Here is a 19764-nt window from a genome sequence, read left to right on the forward strand (position 1 = left end):
CCATGACTGAGCTGTCGAAAGTGCCGGTCACGGCACTCAAGGGTGTCGGTGAAGCCATGGCCGAGAAACTGGCCAAGGTCGGCCTGGAAAATCTCCAGGACGTGTTGTTCCACCTGCCCCTGCGTTACCAGGACCGCACCCGCGTGGTGCCCATCGGCCATTTGCGGCCAGGGCAGGACGCGGTGATCGAAGGCACCGTCAGCGGCGCCGACGTGGTCATGGGCCGGCGCCGCAGCCTGGTGGTGCGCCTGCAGGACGGTACCGGCGGGCTCAGCCTGCGCTTCTATCACTTCAGCAATGCGCAAAAGGAAGGCCTCAAGCGCGGCACTCGCGTGCGCTGCTACGGTGAGGCGCGGCCCGGCGCGTCGGGGCTGGAGATCTATCACCCGGAATACCGCAGCATCACCGGCGACGAACCGCCACCGGTGGACGAGACCCTGACCCCGGTCTATCCGCTCACCGAAGGCCTGACTCAACAACGCCTGCGCCAGCTCTGCCAGCAAACCCTGACCCTGCTCGGCCCCAGCAGCCTGCCCGACTGGCTGCCCACGGAGCTGGCCCGGGATTATCAACTGGCGCCGTTGGCCGATGCGATCCGCTATCTGCACCACCCGCCCGCCGATGCCGACGTGGACGAGCTCGCCCTCGGCCATCACTGGGCCCAGCATCGCCTGGCGTTCGAAGAACTACTGACCCACCAGCTGTCGCAGCAGCGCCTACGGGAAAGCCTGCGCTCCCTGCGCGCCCCGGCCATGCCCAAGGCCCAGGATCTGCCGGCTCGCTACCTGGCCAACCTTGGTTTCACCCCCACGGGCGCCCAACAGCGGGTCGGCAACGAAATCGCCTACGACCTGAGCCAGCCCGAGCCGATGCTGCGGCTGATCCAGGGCGATGTCGGCGCCGGCAAGACCGTGGTCGCCGCCCTCGCCGCGCTCCAGGCTCTGGAGGCGGGTTACCAGGTGGCGTTGATGGCGCCCACCGAGATTCTCGCCGAACAACATTTCATCACCTTCCAACGCTGGCTCGAACCGCTGGGTATCGAAGTCGCCTGGCTGGCCGGCAAGCTCAAGGGCAAGAATCGCGCAGCCGCCCTGGCACAGATCGCTGAAGGCGCACCCATGGTGGTCGGTACTCATGCGCTGTTCCAGGACGAAGTGCAGTTCAAGAACCTGGCCCTGGTGATCATCGACGAACAGCACCGTTTTGGCGTGCAACAGCGCCTGGCCCTGCGGCAGAAAGGCGTGGGCGGCCGGATGTGTCCACATCAGTTGATCATGACCGCCACGCCGATCCCGCGAACCCTGGCCATGAGCGCCTACGCCGACCTCGACACCTCGATCCTCGACGAACTACCGCCGGGCCGCACGCCGGTCAATACCGTATTGGTCACCGATACCCGGCGGGTCGAAGTGATCGAGCGCGTACGCAGCGCCTGCGCCGAAGGGCGCCAGGCCTATTGGGTGTGTACGCTGATCGAAGAGTCGGAAGAACTGACCTGCCAGGCCGCTGAAACCACCTATGAAGACCTCACCGCCGCCCTCGGCGAGTTGAAGGTCGGGCTGATCCACGGGCGCATGAAACCCGCCGAGAAAGCCGCCGTCATGGCTGAATTCAAGGCCGGCGCCCTGCAACTGCTGGTCGCCACCACGGTGATCGAGGTGGGCGTGGACGTACCCAACGCCAGCTTGATGATCATCGAGAACCCCGAGCGCCTGGGCCTGGCGCAGTTGCACCAGTTGCGCGGCCGCGTCGGTCGGGGCAGCGCCGCCAGCCATTGCGTGCTGCTGTATCACCCGCCACTGTCGCAGATCGGTCGGCAGCGGCTGGGCATCATGCGCGAAACCAACGACGGCTTCGTCATCGCCGAAAAAGACCTCGAATTGCGCGGCCCCGGTGAAATGCTCGGCACACGCCAGACCGGTCTGCTTCAATTCAAGGTAGCCGACCTGATGCGCGACGCCGATCTGCTCCCTGCCGTACGCGACGCCGCCCAGGCGCTACTGGAACGTTGGCCCGACCACGTCAGCCCGCTGCTGGATCGCTGGCTACGTCATGGGCAGCAATACGGCCAAGTGTGAGCACGCGCTCAGTTTTCCGGACGCGCGTACTGGACAAGCTGGTTATACTGACCAACTTGTAGGAAAACGGATACAGACCATGACAGAAGCTGCCCTCGTCCCCGAATCCCCGCACGCTCCGTCTGTTATTCGGCTGCTGCTCGAGAAATTAGGCATCGGCTTTGACGAAGTGCTCGAACGCCCCGGCCTCAACCCCGCCCGCAAAGTGCAGGCAGTGTTGCTGCACGATGCCGTTGGCGCGCTCATGGTGCTGTTTCCGCAAAGCCAGCTGCTGGACCTCAATCGCCTGGCCGAACTCACCGGCCGCAAGCTCACGGCGGTGCCGACCGAACGCCTGGAGCGCATGCTCGGCAAACACAGCCTGAGCCTGCTGCCCGGCCTGCCGGCACTGACCAGCTCGCCGTGCCTGTACGAAGAAAGCCTGCTGCGCGAACCAAAGCTGTTGATCAACTCCGGCGAGCCAGGATTGCTGCTGGAAGTCACCAGCGAAGCGTTCAAGACCATGCTCACCAAGGCCAGCGCCGCGACATTCGGCGAAGCCGTGAGCAACATCACCCCCAACCTGGACCGCCCGCACGACGACCGCGCGGAAATCACCCAGGCTGTGCAGGCATTCACCGCCCGGCGTATCCAGCAACGGCTGGAAGAAACCATCGAGATCCCGCCGCTGGCCGAAACCGCGCAAAAAATCATCAAGCTGCGGGTCGACCCCGACGCCACCATCGACGACATCACCGGTGTCGTGGAAACCGACCCGGCCCTGGCCGCGCAAGTGGTGAGCTGGGCCGCATCGCCCTACTACGCCTCGCCCGGCAAGATTCGCTCGGTAGAAGACGCCATCGTCCGCGTCCTGGGCTTCGACCTGGTGATCAACCTGGCGCTGGGCCTGGCCCTGGGCAAGACCCTGAGCCTGCCCAAGGACCACCCGCAACACACCACGCCGTACTGGCACCAGTCGATCTACACCGCCGCCGTCATCGAAGGCCTGACCCGCGCCATGCCCCGCGCCCAGCGCCCGGAAGGCGGCCTGACCTACCTGTCCGGGCTGCTGCACAACTTCGGCTACCTGTTGCTGGCCCACGTCTTCCCACCGCACTTCTCGCTGATCTGCCGGCACCTGGAGGTCAACCCGCACCTGTGCCACAGCTACGTGGAACAGCACCTGCTGGGCATCAGTCGCGAGCAGATCGGCGCCTGGTTGATGCGCTACTGGGACATGCCCGACGAACTGGCCACCGCCCTGCGCTTCCAGCACGACCCGCACTACGACGGCGAATACGCCGCCTACCCGAACCTGGTGTGCCTGGCCGTGCGCCTGCTGCGCTCGCGCGGTATCGGCTCCGGCCCGGACGAGGAAATCCCCGATGCACTGCTCGAACGCGTAGGCCTGTCTCGGGACAAGGTCAATGACGTGGTCAGCAAAGTGCTCGAGGCTGAAGTGTTGTTGCGGGAACTGGCTTCGCAGTTCAGCCACTGACCGCTGATGCAGGCAACTGAGCTTTGTGGCGAGGGGATTTATCCCCGCTGGACTGCGAAGCAGGCCCAAAAGACTGACTGTGGTGAGCCTGCATAACCGGGATAGCAGGTTTCAGGGCTGCTTCGCAGCCCAACGGGGATAAATCCCCTCGCCACAGATATCAGCAACCGCTCAAACCTTCGCTTTCGCCTTCTTCGGCTTCAAATACTTGGTCAGCCCCTGAAACCAGATCACCAACGCCGGGTTGCCCTTGATCTGGATCGACTTGTCCTGAATCCCCGTCATGAACGCCAGTTGCTTGTTCTTGGCCTGCATCGTGGCGAAGCCATAGGCGGCGTCCTTGAAGGCGATGGCGAAGGCAGGCTCCGGGTAAGTGCCGGACCGGCTGGTGATGCGCTGGTTTTTCACGGTGAAATGCCGGGCGACCTTGCCGTCCAGGGTTTGCAGTTGAAACACCAGTTCCTTATCGCCCAACTGCTGCTGGAACGCCGGATTGGTCCGGCTGGCCTTGCCCATCAACAACCCCAGCATCCACAACAGAAAACGAAATTTCATGGGCACCGCCTCGTGATGAAAGATGAATGGCTGGCAGTTTAGCGATTCTTCGGCGTAACGCCATCATCGGATCGCTTTAGCGGAAGATAAGCTTGTTTTCGCGAAAGATGACTGCCAAGTCACAAAATCAAAGATCAAAAGATCGCAACCTTCGGCAGCTCCTACACCCATTTCCGTAGGAGCTGCCGAAGGCTGCGATCTTTTCGTCCTTTTCCCCCGCCAAACCCTCGGACATTTCCTTCAACACGCCGGGCTGTTCATGAACTAGGCAGTGCTTTCGAGCGTCGCTAACCTTTGTTCGTCATCGCAAAAAACGGTGACACGGACGTGCAAGTCCGGTACATATCGGCGCGCAACTGCCACGTCAAACGGCTCATGCTCGTATTGGCGCGTTTATGGCGGCTGCGCGCGGGAGACTCTCGAGGTCTGCCGGGGTCCGATATGCCCGGTCTTGCACACCCGCGCACAGCTGCCACCTCTTTCGGTGCAACGAAAGGTGTCAGCCTTCATTCAATTACATATCGGATAAATTTATGTTCAAGGTCACTCCTAATCCGCCGCAAAGCGGCCACAAATCCCGCGTCGAAGCGCAGGAAGAAAAAAAGCTCGAAGACGCCGCCACCCGCGCCCTCGACTACTACCTCAAGCCCCAGCCCTCCTCCCCACCTGAACCCGACAAAAACCAACTATTCATCGTCTCCCCTCACATCGACACTGAAACCCTGCTGGCCAACGCCTCCGAAGACCTGCAATCGATCAGCACCATTGCTGCCGACCTGGCCGACGACGTGGATGACTCACGCCGCTGCGTCGCCCTGGCAATCAGCCGCATGGCCGATGGGGTGCAGTTGTTGGTTGAGCGGGCGTTGGATCATTTGGAAGCAAAGGAAACGGCGACGCCTGGCGCCAACGGGTAGAGCTTTGCATTGAGGCAGGCTGAGCCGACGCCATCGCGAGCAGGCTCGCTCCCACAAATGGATCGGGGGCACATCCGGGAGAAACAGGTCGGCTGTAAGGCCGCCTCGCGAGCAAGCTTTGCTCCCACAGGTTCTGCTCAAACAGGTCTGATGGGTGTACACCGCCCGCAAGAGTCAGGCCGGCTGTAAGGCCGCCTCGCGGTGGACGTTGATTTCGGCGCCCCGTTAACCACGATGGCCGAACGCAGGTATTGCGGAGTGGGCATCCCGGCATGGATGCCGGGATAGCCGCGCTGGGCCATGGATGGCCCTTCGCGGCGGGCCCACGGAGCAATGCCGGAGTGAGGGCACACCGAGCCTAGGCGAGGTGCCGAGTGGTGGGGCAAGACCTTTTGGTTACTTTTGGGGCGTTTGCCAAAAGTGACACGCCGTAAGGGCGTAACCGCCAGCCGCCGTTACCGCAGCAATGGATATGTACCCGGTCAACAAAATCCTGGCCGGCTGTCAGGCCGCCATCGCGAGCAGGCTCGCTCCCACAGTTTGATCGAAGTACAACCGGGAGAGACAGGTCGGCTATAAGGCCGCCTCGCGAGCAAGCTTTGCTCCCACAGGGGATTGAGGAGATGGCACAGATATTTCAGCCAGCACAAAACAAAAGTGGGAGCGAGCCTGCTCGCGATGGCGGAGTGTCAGTCGACATCAAGGCCAACTGAACCAACGCTATCGCGAGCAAACTCGCTCCCACAGGTTTTGGCGGCTGATCAATGATCAGCCACAGTCACTCAATCAAACATTCGGGCAAGGAACCGGCGCCCAATCGCCCAGGTCCGGGTTCTTGCACATGCTGTTGACCTGAGTGGTACCCGCGCTGGCAACCTGCTTGCTTTCATCCTGCTTGGCCTTGGCGGTCTGCAGGGTCTTCTCGGTGGTCACCGCTTCCTTAGGCACAGTCGGCAGGTCTTTCTTCTTCGCCGGTTGTACGTTCTTGTTCTTTTTCTTGGTGCTGGTCGGAGCCACGACCGGCGTAGTGTCAGCAGTAGCCACAGTCACCACGTCAGTACGCTGCACACCCACTTGCTGCAGATCTTTCTCATAGGCCTGGGTGTAATTGTTCAAGTCTTCGGAAGCTTTACCGTTGACCGCAACGATCAGGTCGTTCGACTCTTTCAGGCCAGCGACGATTTCCGCCAGGCGCTTGCGACCTTCAGTGTCGTTGACGGTCTTGGCCTTGCGATCGGCAACCAGTTTGCTGAACGCATTCTGGTAGCACTGCTGCGAAGTCCGGGCGTAGGCGGTGCTACGGTCGATGTCGGAGACGCTCTTGTTGACGTCGGCGGCGTAGGACGCGATGCGCTGGTTGTCATCGGCGATCTGCTTCTGACGCTCGGTGTAGTAACCGGCTGCACCACCGGCCAGGGCGCCGCCAGCAGCACCGATGGCGGCGTTGCGACCACGATCTTCCTTGTCGGCGGTCAGGACGCCCAGCAGCGCACCACCCACCGCGCCGACGGCTGCGCCGGTGACCACGGACTTGGTCATGTTGCCTTCGGTGGAGCGCAGGTGCTGCACCGGCTCGTAGCAGTTAGGGTAGTACTCGACCTTGGTGCTCGAGGCGACCTTGGAGGTCGGCGACGTGGCGCAGCCGGTCAGTACGGTACTGAAGCCGACAGCGACCATCAGCAAGTGACGCTTGGAACCCGAAGCAAAAGGTTTACGGGAGAAAAGCATAGTTGTGTTCTCGTTTTAAGTTTTGACCAGCTCAGCTCGGCCCTATCGCCGCCTGAGTCCCTTCCAAGCTCGCTGACAACGAATACTCAAGACCGCTGAGCGTTCGATGCGAGCAATTCCTTCAATATCACCGCCGGGTCGGCGCGTTTTTGCTGACGATAGTCCCCGACGTGACGAACGAATAACGTTGCGCGCGCCACCAGGCTCTTGCCCAGTACCGGCTTGCGCTCCAGTTCCTCCTTGATGCGTTGAAACTGCGCCTGGATCACGGCATCGGTGTAGCGCGTGCCGGTGGCCAGGTTGTCGATGTAGATCGCCACCGCGCCATCCAGCGCACTGCGACCGTTGTCGATGGCCGTGGCGAACAGTTGGGCGCTGGCCTCGTCCTTGGCATCCAGGGCGACTTGCCGACTGTTCTGCAGATTGGTCAGGCGAATGTTGTAGTTGTTGACGGTCTCGGCCACCAGGGCCGACGACTGAATCAGGTTGCCGGCCGCTTCTTCGCGCTGCTGGGCGATGAGCGAGACGTTGCGCTTGAGTTCTTCGTTGACCAGGCCCAGTTCGGCTTGCAGGCGCGGGTCGACACTGGCGGCGATGATGCTGTCCAGGCGTTTGGTCGGGTCTTCGGCATCGTCGATGGCATCGGTCAGCGACGCCAGCCGGCCTTCTTTCTGCCACTGGGCAAACAATTCCTTGTAGCGCGAACGCGGTGCCGACAACGCCCCGACGGCCACGCGAAAACCGGTGGTTTCGTTGCTTTGCTCAGTGCCATCGGCGGCGAACAACGGATATTCGCGGCGCATGCCGGTGAACAGCGTGCCCTCGCCTTCCAGGTAATTACCGCCCTTTACCACGAAGCCGCCATAGGCGCCCTGACGGCGACCGGCATGCACCAGCTGGAAGGATTCCTGAACCATTTCGGCGGCGTTGCCGACCACGTCGAACAGGCCGATGGGGTTCGGCAGCTTGGTGCCGATGGGCATCAGCCGCGCGGCCTGGCCGGTGCCGCCAGCGACCTGGTTGAACACCGCCCAATCGGCCAGCGGCCCGTCGCTTTCGCTGCCTTCCAGGCGCCGGGGAAACAGGCGCCCTTCCAGGTCCTGACGGCTCACGGCCTGACCGCCACGGGCGGCGAATTCCCACTCCACTTCAGTGGGCAAACGTACGAAACCCAGCCCGCCGTCTTCGGCGGAGGTGCCGCGACCGCTCACCGGCAGCAGGTCCTTGTGGTATTTCATCAGCCAGGCGCTGTACACCGCCGAGAAACGCTCAGCCTCGAACTTCGACAGTTTCACCTTGGGCAAACGCCCGGCCACGCCTTGAGGCAAATCGGCTTGCAAGGTTTCGCAGGCCGGGGCCGGCTCGCCACTGGCCAACGATTGCGCCTGGGCCATGACCTGGGCGTATTGGCGAGCGGTGACTTCGTACTTGCCGATGAAGTACAGCATCGGTTTGAGCGGCGTCTTGGCGTCGGTCTTGGGCATCAACGGCGTGATGGTTTTGTTCCAGTCTGTGGGCAGGTCCTTGAGGGTGAACTGGCCGTTGATGAAGTCGCGCCGGTAGCCGGAAATGAACGACTGCTGGTAACCGGCCTCGCCCTCGCTGAACGGATAGCCGAGGCTGATTTCACGGTCATCCAGGGTGCCCTGGGCGAGGATATAGACGTAGCGGAACACCATCTGCCCTTCGCACGGCAGCGGCAGGCTGACGTCATCGGGCAACGGCTTGGGATTGTCGAGCTTGTCGCTGCCTTCATCGGCCCAGACCAAACCGGCCAGGCTCAGCGCCACGGCGGCGCCCAATAACTTATACATCGCGAATTCCTTCACACGCCTGGATGCGCGCCACGCGCCAGCCACCACAAGCCGCCGCCACGGCGCTGACGCCGAGCACGGCCACCAGGGCCAACGCGTAATGACGCACCAGCAGATGGCTGGCGTACTCGCCGGGCATCTGCGCAAATAAGTGGTTCAGGCCCGACTGCGCCAGGCCGTACAGCCCGGCACTCAACAGGGCCGCAAAGGTGGCGCTGTAGAGCGCCTGCAACACTACAAATAACAACAGCGCCGCCGTGGAAACCCCCAGCAGGCGCAACACCGACAGCTCCCTGCGCTTGCGTTCGACCGCCGCCAGGGCGCCGGCAAAAATCGCCGCGAACGCACCGGCCAACGCCAACCCGGCAATGATCCAGAAGACGATCGACAGATTGCGGCTCAACGATTGCACTTGTGCGATGGTCTGGGCCTGGGTCGACACCAGCAGGTTCTGCCCAGCGAAATACTGACGCAGCAGCTCGACGTCGCCGAGGTTGCGGGCGTATAGACGAAACGCCGGGTAGACCCGCTGCCCGCTCACGCCAACCGCATCACCCGGCCAGCCGAACGCGGGCACGGCACGACCGTCGCGGTAATCCTCGGCCGCCTCCAGCAACGCCAGGGGTGCGAATAAACCATCGCGGGCAAAGGCTTCCAACGGCAACACGTGCAACACCTGCACCCGCGTACGCTGCGCCTCGCTGCGACCGGCCACCTGCCGGCCAAAACTGGCCTGCAACCAATCACCGGGCTTGGCGCCGAGCTTTTCAGCGGCAGTCTGGCTGAGCACCACTTGATCCAAACCCTGAGGCACCGGCAGGTGATCGAACAACGGATCGTTGGCCGCGGTGGGAATCATCTCGACCGTGACCACCGACGCATCGCTGCTCAAATCCGCCGTAGCGGCGATCTGTCGAGTACGCGGCAAGGCAAAAGCAACGTCGCCGCGCAGGCTCAATTGCTCGACGAACTCGGCACTGAAGCGACCGCCGCCCAAGGGGATGATTTCCCGGGTGGCCGGATCGTTCTGCAAGCGTTCGGTGAGACTGCTGACCAGACCGAACTTCAGGCCGAACAGCACCAGCAACGGCGCCACCACCGCCACCAGCGCCAGCACCGAACAGGCCGACAGCCAGGCATCGTTGCGGTAATCCTGCCAGGCCAGGGAAGCCACCAGCGCGCCGCGCATCAGCAAGCCTCCCCGAGGGTGGCGGTGACACCGCCGTCGGCATCGCGGCGACAACTGATGCGGCGCACCTGCAAACCGCTGGCACGGGCCAGCGCTTCGTCGTGGGTGGCGACCACGCAGCACACGCCGTGCTCACGGGCCTGGGCCACCAGCAACTGCATGACGCGCTCGGCGTTCAGCGGATCGAGGGCGGCGGTCGGTTCATCGGCCAGCAACAGCCGCGGAGCATGGGCCAGCGCCCGGGCACAGCTGACCCGCTGGCGCTGGCCGACGGACAAATCCGCCGGTTTCTTGTCCAGTTGATCGGCAATATCCAACTGCCCAGCCAGGCGCATCACGCTGCCGTCATCCTTCAAACCCAACAGTTTTCGCGACAACTCGATGTTGCCGCGCACGTCCAGGAAGCCCAACAGGCCGCCGGTTTGCAGAACATAACCCAGGTGACGACTGCGCAGCTCGGCCAAGGTGCCCTGTTGCGACCCACGCCACAATTTGGCGATGTCCAGGGGCGCATTGGCAGGGCTGAAGTCGAACCGCCCAGCCTGATCCGGTGCCAGCACCAGCGCCAGCAGATCCAGCAAAGTGCTCTTGCCACAGCCACTGGGCCCGACCACCGCCAGTTGTTCACCGCCGCGCAGTTGTAGCCGTGGAATCACCAGGCTGTAGCGCTGGCTGCCGGCGCCCCGGCTTTTGTGCACTGCGCTCATGTCCAGCATCACGGCAGCGTCGACAACGGAACGCGGTACAAGGCGTCACCCGGCTCGGCATCACCGAAGCGCACCCAGTTCGCCACGTCGTTGTGGAAGGTTTCGTAGAGACGGATTTTCGAATCCAACTCGTCGATGAAATCTTCCTGCTCGGCCACGCTCAAGGACAGCCACAAGTCCTGGGTCATGTTCAGCGACTTGCTGCGGTACGGCAGCCCTTCGAGGTACTCGCCGAGAATCCCGCCGTCGGCCAGGTTGCCGCCCTTGCGCAAGGCCGACGGATCGCGGCTCATGTAGGCACTGGCGCTGGCGATTTCCTGGAAGAAATCCTTGGGCGAACTCTGGGTCTTGCGGGCCGCGTCGACGATCAGCTTCAGCGATTGCTGCAAGTCGTTGAGTTGCAGCTTGGTCAGCATCACGCAGACCTGGAACGCCGGCAGCGCCGGGTTGGTCAGGTCACGGTCGGCGGTCCAGGCACTGACCAGTTGCGGCGCCTGGCTGGCGGATTTACGCCCCAGAAAGTCCATGTGCATCGCGTAGCCGATCGCGGCCGACTTGTCGGCCAGGCTCGGCGCGGCGCTCAGCAGCGGCACGGCTTGCGGCTTGTTGCTGCGCACCTGATGGACCAGGTCGGCGAACACCGAGCCGATCTCGTCGACCCGCTCGCCGAACTTGCGCACGTCGGCGCCCGGCACTGGAATGTACAGGTCGCCGATCTGCGGGTTGGCGTCGGCGGTCAAGGTGCGGTACTGGCTCTGGGCGCCGGCGTGGGTTTTCTTGCCGGCGTCGCTGAGCAGGTGCAGGGCGTATATCTTGATCTGCTTGCCCAGCGCCGCCTGGCGCACCTCGGCCTCGTTCATTTGCGTGGCGGCAAACGGATCGTTCTTGCGCAAGGCACCGGCGTCGGTGACCAGCAGGATCAAGCGCCCGCCGTAACCGGACCAGTCCATGCCTTCGACGGCTTCCATGACCCCGGCAAACGCATCTTCGTTGAACGAATGGCTCGACACCGTGGACGCCTTGACCTGCCGCGCCAGCTCCATGAAGCGTTGCGGGTCGCGACCCTGTTCCAGAGTGATCAAGGTCTTGGCGACGTATTCCAGCCCCGGGGTTTTCTTGATGCTGCTGCGGAAACCCACCATGCCGAAGCTGACGCTGTCCAACTCGCCACGCTCGGCGATGCGGGTCTGCAGCTCGTGGACCACGTCGCGGACCTGGTCGATATAGGGCTGCATCGACACCGTGGTGTCCACCACCAGCACCACGGCGGTACGGAACGCGTCGGCGTTGGCGGTGGTGATCGGCGTGTTGCTCGAAGCCTTGGGGGTGTTGCCAGGATCGATGGAAGCGACATTCAGTAACTGCACCGGCTGGCCGTTATCATCCATGCTTTCGCGGGAATCGAAGATCGGCAACAGATAGAACTGGCTCTGCGGCACGGCGCTGGCGGCCGGTTCCAGGGCCAGCACTTGCTGCTCTTCTTGCGGGCTCTGCTGGGCCTTGAGCAGCACGTTCTTGGCCGCCGAAGGGTTAGCCAGCAGTTTTTCCACTTCGCCAGGCTGACGCAGGAACATCACCGGCGCCCGGCCGGAACGTTCGGTGAACTTGAGCACCAGGCTTTGCTTCCAGTCGCTGACCTGGGCCGCGGGCAACCAGCCGTCGCTGCGCCCATCGGTGGCGGCGCCGACACGCACCCACGCGCTGCCGTCCACATCCTTGCGCTGATACACGTACAGCACGGAAAACGCCGGCAGCGCCTTACCCGGCGCAGCGCCCGGTGCGTCGGCGAGCTTCGCCCCCGGTTTGCTGAGCACGCGCTGGAACAGGGTTTTCTTGCCGGCCATCAACAGCGGACGCTGGCCGCCATCGGCCTCGGTCGCCACGGGCGGCTGAGCCGGAGGGGCAACGGGTGGCTTGACCGCTGGCACTTCCGGGGTCTTCGGCGGCTTCACTTCCGGCGGCTTGACCGAAGTGTTCGTGGCCACTGGCGTCTTCACCTCTTTGCCATCGTCACCGGCCAACCACCAATAACCCGCGCCCCCCAACGCCAGCGCCACGGCAACCGCAACCGCGGCCAGGGCGAACACCGGCCCCTTGCGCTGCTCCGACACCGAGGATTGAACCACCGGTTTTACTGGCGGCGGAACGGGCTTGGGCTGCGGTTGAGACTGCGGCGGTGAGTAAGCCGGGCCACTGGGAATGTCGATGGACATGGGCGTCAAACCCGCCAAGTCATCAACCGGCTTGGGGGTTTCCGGCAGTTGCAACGACAACGGCCGGATCAGAGTCGCTTCCGATTCCTGAGGCAGGTTATCCAGCGCCCGCAGCAACGCCGCCGCATCCGGGAAACGCTCCGCCGGATCCTTGGCCAGCAGCTTGCGCAGCACATCCTGGTAACGGCCATGGTGCACCGGCAATTCCGGCAACGGTTCGGTCAGGTGGGCCAGGGCCGTGGACAGCGCATCGTTACCGGTATACGGCAGTTTGCCGACGAGGATTTCATAGAGCACCACGCCCAGGGCATACAGGTCGGCGCGGCCATCAATGTCCTGCCCGCGGGCCTGTTCCGGGCTCATGTAGCTGGGCGTGCCGACCGCGAATCCCGCCTGGGTGAACTGGGTGCGGTCGTCCAGGGACTTGGCGATGCCGAAGTCCGAGAGCACCGCCGTGCCGTCGGCGCGGAACAGGATGTTGGCCGGCTTGACGTCACGGTGGACCAGGCCCAGCCCGTGGGCATAACCCAGGGCCGAGGCGATCTGGCGAATGTAGGTCAGGCCCTGCTCCGGCGACAGGCCATCGGCGATACGCTCCTTGAGCGTGCCGTTGGGCAGGTATTCCATCGCCATGTAATACAGCTCACCGACGTTGCCGATGTCATGGATGGTGACGGTGTGCGGGTGCGACAAGCGCGCCAGGGTCTTGCCTTCGCGCAGGAAACGCTCGCAGAACGTCGGGTCGGCGGCCAGCGCGGCGGCCATGACCTTCAACGCCACCTTGCGCTCCAGCGAACGCTGGGTCGCCAGGTACACGCTGGCCATCGCACCTTCGCCGATCGGCCCTTCGATGTCGTAGCCGGGGATGACAATGTTCAGGGTCAAGCTCATGACGGCACCTTCACGACCACCACGGTGATGTTGTCCGGCGCGCCGCGCATCAGGCCCAGGGACACCAGGCTGCTGGCAATTTCACCGGGTTCGTCGTGGCTCAATACTTCGCGGATTTCGTCGTCCTCCACCGTCTTGGTCAGCCCGTCGCTGCACAGCAGGTAGCTGTCGCCAGGCACCAGCAGTAGTTCAGTCAGCGCCAGGTTCAGTTGCGCCTCGACGCCAATGGCCCGGGTGACGATGTTGGCCCGTGGATGCACCCGCGCCTCGGCTTCGCTGAGCAGGCCGCTGTCCTGTAAGTCCTGGACGTAGCTGTGGTCCCGGGAGATGCCTTCGAGCACGCCGTCGCGCAGGCGATACAAACGACTGTCACCGGCCCACAGGCACATGCCGCGCAGATCGCGGACGGCCAACACCACCACGGTACTGCCCATCATCGTCACGCCACGGTTGGCGGTTTCTTCCCGCACGGCGGCGTTGACCCGCAGCAGGTCGCTTTGCAGCGCCGCGACGTATTCGTCCAGCGAGCGGCCCACGGCGATGCTGCGCAGGCTGTCGACGATCAGGCTGCTGACGTAATCGCCCGCCGCGTGCCCGCCCATGCCGTCGGCCACGACCCACAGGCCGTTTTCCGGCAGGTCCAGGCAGGCGTCTTCGTTGACCTGGCGGACCATCCCGACATGGCTCTTGCTTGCTGACTTGATTGCTTTTCCGGCACTTGGACGCATCTACACAACACCTTCTTGGCCGAGCAAAAATTGCGCAAAATCAGCGGCTGCCGGCAAACCCTGGCAGCGCATCAAACCCGGGGCAATTCGCTCCGATCCCTGGCCCCACCACAGGCTCACACCTTCGCAAGCCGCCTCGGCCAGGGCGCTCATGCGCTGCTGCGGGTCGGTGGCATCGAAGCGATGCAGGCTGGCAAAGCGGCTGCTGGACGTGCGCGGCAAATACATCGGGCTGCCGAGGGTCTCCAGCTGTTCGTTGAACGCCTCGAAACTGGCCTCCACACTCAACGTGCTCAGCAACAGGTTCTCGACCCGCTCGAACCACTCGTCCGCACCGCCCACCACCGACGCCGGGTCCGCGTCGGGCTCCAGCAATACCGCGACGGTCAGCGGGAAATAACGGCCGACCCGGTCGATGCTCGGCATCACCACACCGACGGCGGCGTCCGGGCCACACACCCCGGGCGCGACCATGAAGCGCCACAGCGGGCTGACCAGATAGGCGTCCAGCCAACGCTCGCCGAGGCTGCTCTGGCTGGCGAGCAAACCCGCCGCGAGCCACGAATCCCATGGGCCGATAAACCCCTGGGGCAAGCCACGGCTGACGAAGTCGCCGCGGCTGGCCAGTTTTCCGTAGAAGCCCGGCGTACTCATAGCCGCTCCGGCAGGCTGAAGCCGCTGAGCACCCGGCTCTTGAACGGGTTGAAGGCGCTGTTGGCCCGCAACTCGTAAGAGGCGCTGGCGCCATCGACCCGCAGCCGCAGGTTGAAGCGATCCGGCGAGTTGCCGGCGGTCAGGTCCGATTGCTCCAGCAGCCGGAACCAGGCCCACGGCCCATCCAGGGTGATGCCGGAGCGACCGCTGGACGACGGCGGCATGATCGAGATCCGCACCACGCCGATGCTGCCCGGGTTGGGCCATTGCATGGCGGTCGGGCGGCTCGGGCCGTGGTCGTAGCTCAGTTGTTGGCCGTCGAGGTCGAGCAGGAACTGGGTGATGGTCGAGTCCATCGCCACTGGCTTGAGCTCGAAACGCACCATCGGCTGCGTGCCGCCGGAACGGAAGAACGCATCGCGAATGGTCGCCGCGCGCTGGAAGGTCTGCAGCACGCCAGGGGCGATGCCGAGCTTCTGCGCCGCGCCCGGCTGCCAGCGCCAGGTCGGGGTCGAGGTGTCGACGTAGGGCTGCAGGTACTTGCGGAAGTAGTTGTCCATCACCCCGCCAACGCCGAAGAACTGACCAAAGTCATCGAGGGTGGCGTCCCGCGCACTGCCCGGCGACATCGGATAGCGCCCGGCCAGGGACTGGCGATAGATGTTCACCACTTCGCTGGTCCAGGCGGCGTTCAGTTGATTGCGCACCCCGCCCATCATGCTGTTGGTGGTGGAATTGACCACCGACTTGACCAGGCCCTGCACCAGCGGCGGCTGGCGTTCGGCATTAAGGCTGACGCGCGTAGCGGCGGCTGTTGCCTGGTTCTTGGCTTCGCCGAGCAAGGCGTCGCCACTGGCACCGACCATGGCGCTGACCTGCACGTACAAGGCGTTCATGTCTGCCAGCAAGCCGTCGATGGCCGCTGGTTCGCCTTCGCTTTTGCTGACAATGCTGTTGAGCTCGGCGAAGTGCGCGGTGATCGGGTCATCGCTTTGCGCCGGTGCGTTTTGCGTTGCCTGCTCCTGGCCGAGCAAGCTGCCCAGGCGCTCCTTGAGCTTGTCCACACCGCCTTCCACTGGCGCACCTTGGGCGGCCAGCAGGCGTTCATCCTGTTGCAGGTCGGTTTCCTTCGCCACCGCCACCAACAGTTTTTTCAACGGTGAAGTCGGGCCGGAAATCACCCGCAGCACATCGGCGGCCTGGGCCACACTGGTGATCGGCACAAAATCGATGTCGGCCAGCAAGGCGTCCCATTGGCGCAGGTAGTCCTGGAAATACAGGCGACGTACATCGGCGGCCAGGCTGGCGACGTTCTGCTGATCGGCCTCTTCGTGGCCCAACACCCATTGCTCTTCGGCCAGGGTGCCGGTCTGGCTCAGGCTGGTGAGCAAGAAGCCCTGGCGATAGCCCTTGACCGTGAAGAACCCGCTCAGCGGTTCGCCCAACGGCTTGCCGCTCTTGCGGCTGAACACCAGCGCGGCGTCACGTCCGGCGGCTTCGTTGATGCGGAAGTCCGGGATGCCTTCAGGCAGTTTCTGGCGCTTGATCCGGTCATACACACGTTGGGCCACCGGCAATTGCTGCAACTGCCGGCGCAGGTCTTCGACCAGGCGCGGGTCGAGGCGCGCCAGCGGCGGACGCCGCTCGAACAGTGCCTGCAAATGCGCGGTCAGGGCCTGGCGCTGCTCGGCCGGCAAGTCGCGCGGCAGGCTGCGGTCCCAATCCAGGGCGATCCAGGCCTTGATGAAGTCGGCATCGTAATGCTCGGTGTCGGCGAGCATCAGATAGGCCTTCAAGCCTTCGTAGAGGAAGTCCGAATTGCCGCCGCTGTGCAGTTGCTCTTCGATGCGCGTCAGCAGGCGTGGGGCGAACACGGCGATCAGCAACTTGCGATAGACGCTGCCGGACTCGGCTTCGAGCATGTCGCCCTGATACAGGCCCAGGCCTTCGGCCCAGCTCGGGGCGTCGTCGGCCAGGTGTTTCACGGCGTTGAGCAACGGCAACACGGCAAGGACATCCCGTTGCGCCGGGCTGAGGTTCTGCACGGTTTGCCCCAGGGGTGCGACTTTCTGGTCAACCTGGGCGATGTAGGCCTGGTTGGCGCGATAGCTGACCCACCACAACGTGCTGACCACCAGCACCAACACCACGGTGGAAGCCAGCACACCGCGGGCGATCCATTTGCGCCGACGCTCGACTTTCGGATCGACGCCCACCAGCCCGCGCTCGGCGAACGCCACGGCAGTGAAGAGTTTTTCGATGAAGTAACTGCGCCCGGTGCCGGTCTGGCGTGCCAGGTGCTGACGGTCCAGGTTCATGCTCTGGGCCATGGAGCCGATCAGGCGATCGATCGGGCTGCCTTCCTGGGTGCCGCTGGTGAAATACACGCCGCGCAGCAACACGCGCTCTTCGAAAGCGTTGGGTTTGAACACGCCTTCGAGGAAGCTTTGCAGGCAATCTTTCAAGGCACCGAACTGCTGCGGGAAGCCGTAGATCAGGTCGCGCCGCGCCGGGTCGCGCTCTTGTTGCAGGCGTTCCACCAGACGGTCGTTGAGGCGCTGCTCAAGGCCGGTGAATTCGCTTTGCAGGTGCGCCAGCGGGCTGTCGTTGCTCTTGCCATCGTCCAGGGCAAAGGTCATGCCCCAGACCTGGGCGCGCTCTTCCTTGCTCAGGGTATCGAAGTACTCCATGAACCCGGGCACGAGGTCGAGCTTGGTCAGCATCAGGTAGATCGGGAAACGCACGCCCAATTGGGTGTACAGCTCCTGGATCCGCAAGCGAATCGCCGCGGCATGGGCGGCACGTTCGGCGTCGCTGCCCAGCAACAGGTCGGACAGGCTGATGGCGATAAACGCACCGTCAATCGGGCGCCGGGCCCGTTGTTTTTTCAGCAGGCCAAGGAAACCCAGCCACGCGGCTTTGTCGATGGTCGCGTCACTGTCCTGGGTGGTGTAGCGGCCGGCGGTGTCGAGCAGGACAGCCTGGTCGGTGAACCACCAATCGCAATTGCGCGTACCGCCGACGCCGCGTACCGCACCGGCGCCCAGTTGCGCGGCCAGCGGGAAATGCAGCCCCGAGTTGACCAGCGCGGTGGTCTTGCCCGAACCCGGCGGGCCGATGATCACGTACCACGGCAACTCGTAGAGGTTGCGCCGCTCATCACCGCCCAGCTTGGCTTTCTTGAGCAGGGCCAGGGCTTCGTCCATGCGCTGGCGCAGAGTTTCGAGCTCTTCGGCGGTGGCGATGCTGGTGGGATCGGGCGGAGTTTGCGCGGCCAGGCTGCGCATCACTTCGGCGGCCTGCCGGCGCGCCTGGATAATGCGGAACACCCGGTAGGCGATCCACACCGCAAACACCAGGATGATCAAGGCCCAGCGCCGGCCTTCGGGCACCAGCCAATCGAGCAGCGGGCCAACGAACCAGATGATCAGGCTCAGGGCGACCAGCCCCAGCAACGGAATGACCCAGCGGGTCATAAAACTGAAAAACGCCTTCACTCGACCCCCTCCGCCAATACTGTGATTTCAACCCGACGATTGCGCGCACGCCCCTCTGGGGTGGCGTTGGACGCCAACGGTTCGGTGTCGCTGCGGCCTTCGGCGCTGAAGCGCTCGGGCTGCCCGGTCTTGGCCGAAAGAATTTGCAGCACCGATTGGGCCCGCGCTTCGGACAAGGCCCAGTTGGACGGGAACCGGAGGGTGGCGATCGGCCGATTGTCGCTGTGCCCGGTCACCAGGACCTGGCCCTTGACCTTGCGCACCGCATCAGCGATGCGCAGCATCAACGGCTGGAAATCGTCCTTGATGCTGGCGCTGCCCGAGGCGAACAACTCATCGCCACGGATGGTCACCACCGAGCGATCGACGGCGTCTTCCACCGCAATGCGGTTGGCCCTGATCTCATCGGCGAGGAAACCGGCCAGGCGTGGTCGCTCGACCACCTTGGGCTGCACCACGGGACGGTCGATGGTCTGCACCGGGATCTCACCGAGGAAATGAATGTTCTTGAACACCGGCTCGGCATCGGAAGCCAGCTTCATGCGCAGGCCGAACAGCAGCGCCAGCAACAGCGCCGCGCCGATGGCCACGGCGATCCACGGCGGCATGAATTGCGCCAACCGGTCGCGGGCCACGGTAACGCCGCGCCAGTGCGGCGACAGCTCGCGCTCGTAGTCGCCACGGGCGCTGCGGATCACGCCAGCGGTGCGCTCACGCAAGGCTTCCAATTGGCTGCGACCGTCGTTCATTACCCGGTAGCGCCCCTCGAAACCCAGGCACATGCACAGGTACAACAGCTCCAGCAGATACAAGCGCTCGCGGGGGCTTTGCAGGCAGTGCTCCAGCAGCTGGAAGACCTTCTCGCCGCCCCAGGCTTCGTTGTGCACGGTGATCAACAAGCTTTGCTTGCCCCAGTCACTGGTGCCGCCCCACGGGGTGCTCAACACCGCTTCGTCCAACGCGGTGCACAAGGCGTAACGGGCCAGCAACACGTCGTTGCGCACCACGCCGGCGGCCTCGGCGCGCTCTTCGAACTGGCGCAGGTAGGCCAGCAGTTGCGCGCGCAAACTGGCCGGTGCCGGATGGGCGATGGTGTTGCGCAGGCGCGTCAGCAAGGCCAGCAGCGGGCCGGCGGCGCTCTCCAGCGGGTTGAGGCCCTCGGCCTTGCCGGTCAGCACCGGTGCGGCCGGCATCGACAGCGGCGCGGACGCAGGCTGTGGGCGACCTGGCTCCGGACGGCCAGGGTCCGGGCGAAATGGATCGGCGCCGCGGCCACCGGGCGTCGGCATGAACTGGGTACGATCGTCGTTGCTCAT

13 protein-coding genes are annotated in these 19764 nt (G+C 64.0%); 3 read left to right on the forward strand and 10 right to left on the reverse strand.

What is annotated here, in order from left to right; genetic code table 11:
• The first annotated feature begins 2 nt into the window (after window positions 1-2).
• The gene (gene recG / locus DTP52_RS07350; protein WP_109752729.1) at window positions 3-2078 is read left to right on the forward strand and encodes an ATP-dependent DNA helicase RecG; all 2076 of its coding nucleotides are present in this window, start codon (window positions 3-5) and stop codon (window positions 2076-2078) included.
• Between the two features lie 79 nt (window positions 2079-2157).
• Window positions 2158-3555 carry an aminoacyl-tRNA deacylase and HDOD domain-containing protein gene (locus DTP52_RS07355; protein ID WP_109752730.1) on the forward strand — a complete coding sequence of 466 codons (1398 nt, stop codon included), beginning with the start codon at window positions 2158-2160 and terminating at the stop codon, window positions 3553-3555.
• 171 nt (window positions 3556-3726) lie between these two features.
• On the opposite strand, the gene DTP52_RS07360 is transcribed toward DTP52_RS07355, so the two are convergent.
• Entirely contained in the window at window positions 3727-4110 is a 384-nt protein-coding gene (locus DTP52_RS07360; RefSeq protein ID WP_109752731.1) for a helicase, read from the reverse strand.
• A gap of 533 nt (window positions 4111-4643) precedes the next feature.
• On the opposite strand from DTP52_RS07360, the gene DTP52_RS07365 reads away from it, so the two are divergent.
• Window positions 4644-5027, forward strand: a complete 384-nt coding sequence (locus DTP52_RS07365; protein ID WP_109752732.1) for a DUF6124 family protein — start codon at window positions 4644-4646, stop codon at window positions 5025-5027.
• 786 nt (window positions 5028-5813) lie between these two features.
• On the opposite strand, the gene tagQ is transcribed toward DTP52_RS07365, so the two are convergent.
• From tagQ to DTP52_RS07410, 9 genes are all read right to left on the reverse strand, one after another.
• The gene (gene tagQ, locus DTP52_RS07370) at window positions 5814-6755 is read right to left on the reverse strand and encodes a type VI secretion system-associated lipoprotein TagQ (protein WP_109752733.1); all 942 of its coding nucleotides are present in this window, start codon (window positions 6753-6755) and stop codon (window positions 5814-5816) included.
• Between the two features lie 86 nt (window positions 6756-6841).
• A complete protein-coding gene (locus DTP52_RS07375; RefSeq protein WP_109752734.1) occupies window positions 6842-8569 on the reverse strand; it encodes an SUMF1/EgtB/PvdO family nonheme iron enzyme in 1728 nt (575 codons plus the stop codon).
• On the reverse strand, window positions 8562-9758 hold the full coding sequence (locus tag DTP52_RS07380; RefSeq protein ID WP_109752735.1) for an ABC transporter permease: 1197 nt from the start codon (window positions 9756-9758) through the stop codon (window positions 8562-8564). Before DTP52_RS07380 ends, DTP52_RS07375 begins: the two co-directional genes overlap by 8 nt.
• Entirely contained in the window at window positions 9758-10474 is a 717-nt protein-coding gene (locus DTP52_RS07385; protein ID WP_109752736.1) for an ABC transporter ATP-binding protein, read from the reverse strand. The genes DTP52_RS07380 and DTP52_RS07385 overlap by 1 nt, the downstream gene beginning before the upstream one ends.
• Entirely contained in the window at window positions 10474-13569 is a 3096-nt protein-coding gene (locus DTP52_RS07390; protein ID WP_109752737.1) for a serine/threonine-protein kinase, read from the reverse strand. The genes DTP52_RS07385 and DTP52_RS07390 overlap by 1 nt, the downstream gene beginning before the upstream one ends.
• Window positions 13566-14297, reverse strand: coding sequence for a PP2C family serine/threonine-protein phosphatase (locus DTP52_RS07395; protein WP_109752738.1), 732 nt, complete (start codon window positions 14295-14297; stop codon window positions 13566-13568). Before DTP52_RS07395 ends, DTP52_RS07390 begins: the two co-directional genes overlap by 4 nt.
• Entirely contained in the window at window positions 14298-14951 is a 654-nt protein-coding gene (tagF, locus tag DTP52_RS07400) for a type VI secretion system-associated protein TagF (RefSeq protein ID WP_109752739.1), read from the reverse strand.
• Entirely contained in the window at window positions 14948-18448 is a 3501-nt protein-coding gene (gene tssM / locus DTP52_RS07405) for a type VI secretion system membrane subunit TssM (RefSeq protein WP_109752740.1), read from the reverse strand. Before tssM ends, tagF begins: the two co-directional genes overlap by 4 nt.
• The gene (locus DTP52_RS07410; protein ID WP_109752741.1) at window positions 18445-19764 is read right to left on the reverse strand and encodes a DotU family type VI secretion system protein; all 1320 of its coding nucleotides are present in this window, start codon (window positions 19762-19764) and stop codon (window positions 18445-18447) included. Before DTP52_RS07410 ends, tssM begins: the two co-directional genes overlap by 4 nt.

The sequence above is a fragment of the Pseudomonas sp. 43mfcvi1.1 genome, from assembly GCF_900115935.1.
Taxonomy (GTDB): domain Bacteria; phylum Pseudomonadota; class Gammaproteobacteria; order Pseudomonadales; family Pseudomonadaceae; genus Aquipseudomonas; species Aquipseudomonas bijieensis.

Coding starts and splice junctions, on each gene's coding strand:
- DTP52_RS07390 (WP_109752737.1), bottom strand. CDS start 13,569: ATGAGCTTGACCCTGAACATTGTCATCCCCGGCTACGACATCGAAGGG.
- DTP52_RS07365 (WP_109752732.1), top strand. CDS start 4,644: ATGTTCAAGGTCACTCCTAATCCGCCGCAAAGCGGCCACAAATCCCGC.
- recG (WP_109752729.1), top strand. CDS start 3: ATGACTGAGCTGTCGAAAGTGCCGGTCACGGCACTCAAGGGTGTCGGT.
- DTP52_RS07360 (WP_109752731.1), bottom strand. CDS start 4,110: ATGAAATTTCGTTTTCTGTTGTGGATGCTGGGGTTGTTGATGGGCAAG.
- DTP52_RS07410 (WP_109752741.1), bottom strand. CDS start 19,764: ATGAGCAACGACGATCGTACCCAGTTCATGCCGACGCCCGGTGGCCGC.
- DTP52_RS07355 (WP_109752730.1), top strand. CDS start 2,158: ATGACAGAAGCTGCCCTCGTCCCCGAATCCCCGCACGCTCCGTCTGTT.
- DTP52_RS07380 (WP_109752735.1), bottom strand. CDS start 9,758: ATGCGCGGCGCGCTGGTGGCTTCCCTGGCCTGGCAGGATTACCGCAAC.
- DTP52_RS07385 (WP_109752736.1), bottom strand. CDS start 10,474: ATGCTGGACATGAGCGCAGTGCACAAAAGCCGGGGCGCCGGCAGCCAG.
- tagQ (WP_109752733.1), bottom strand. CDS start 6,755: ATGCTTTTCTCCCGTAAACCTTTTGCTTCGGGTTCCAAGCGTCACTTG.
- tagF (WP_109752739.1), bottom strand. CDS start 14,951: ATGAGTACGCCGGGCTTCTACGGAAAACTGGCCAGCCGCGGCGACTTC.
- DTP52_RS07395 (WP_109752738.1), bottom strand. CDS start 14,297: ATGCGTCCAAGTGCCGGAAAAGCAATCAAGTCAGCAAGCAAGAGCCAT.
- DTP52_RS07375 (WP_109752734.1), bottom strand. CDS start 8,569: ATGTATAAGTTATTGGGCGCCGCCGTGGCGCTGAGCCTGGCCGGTTTG.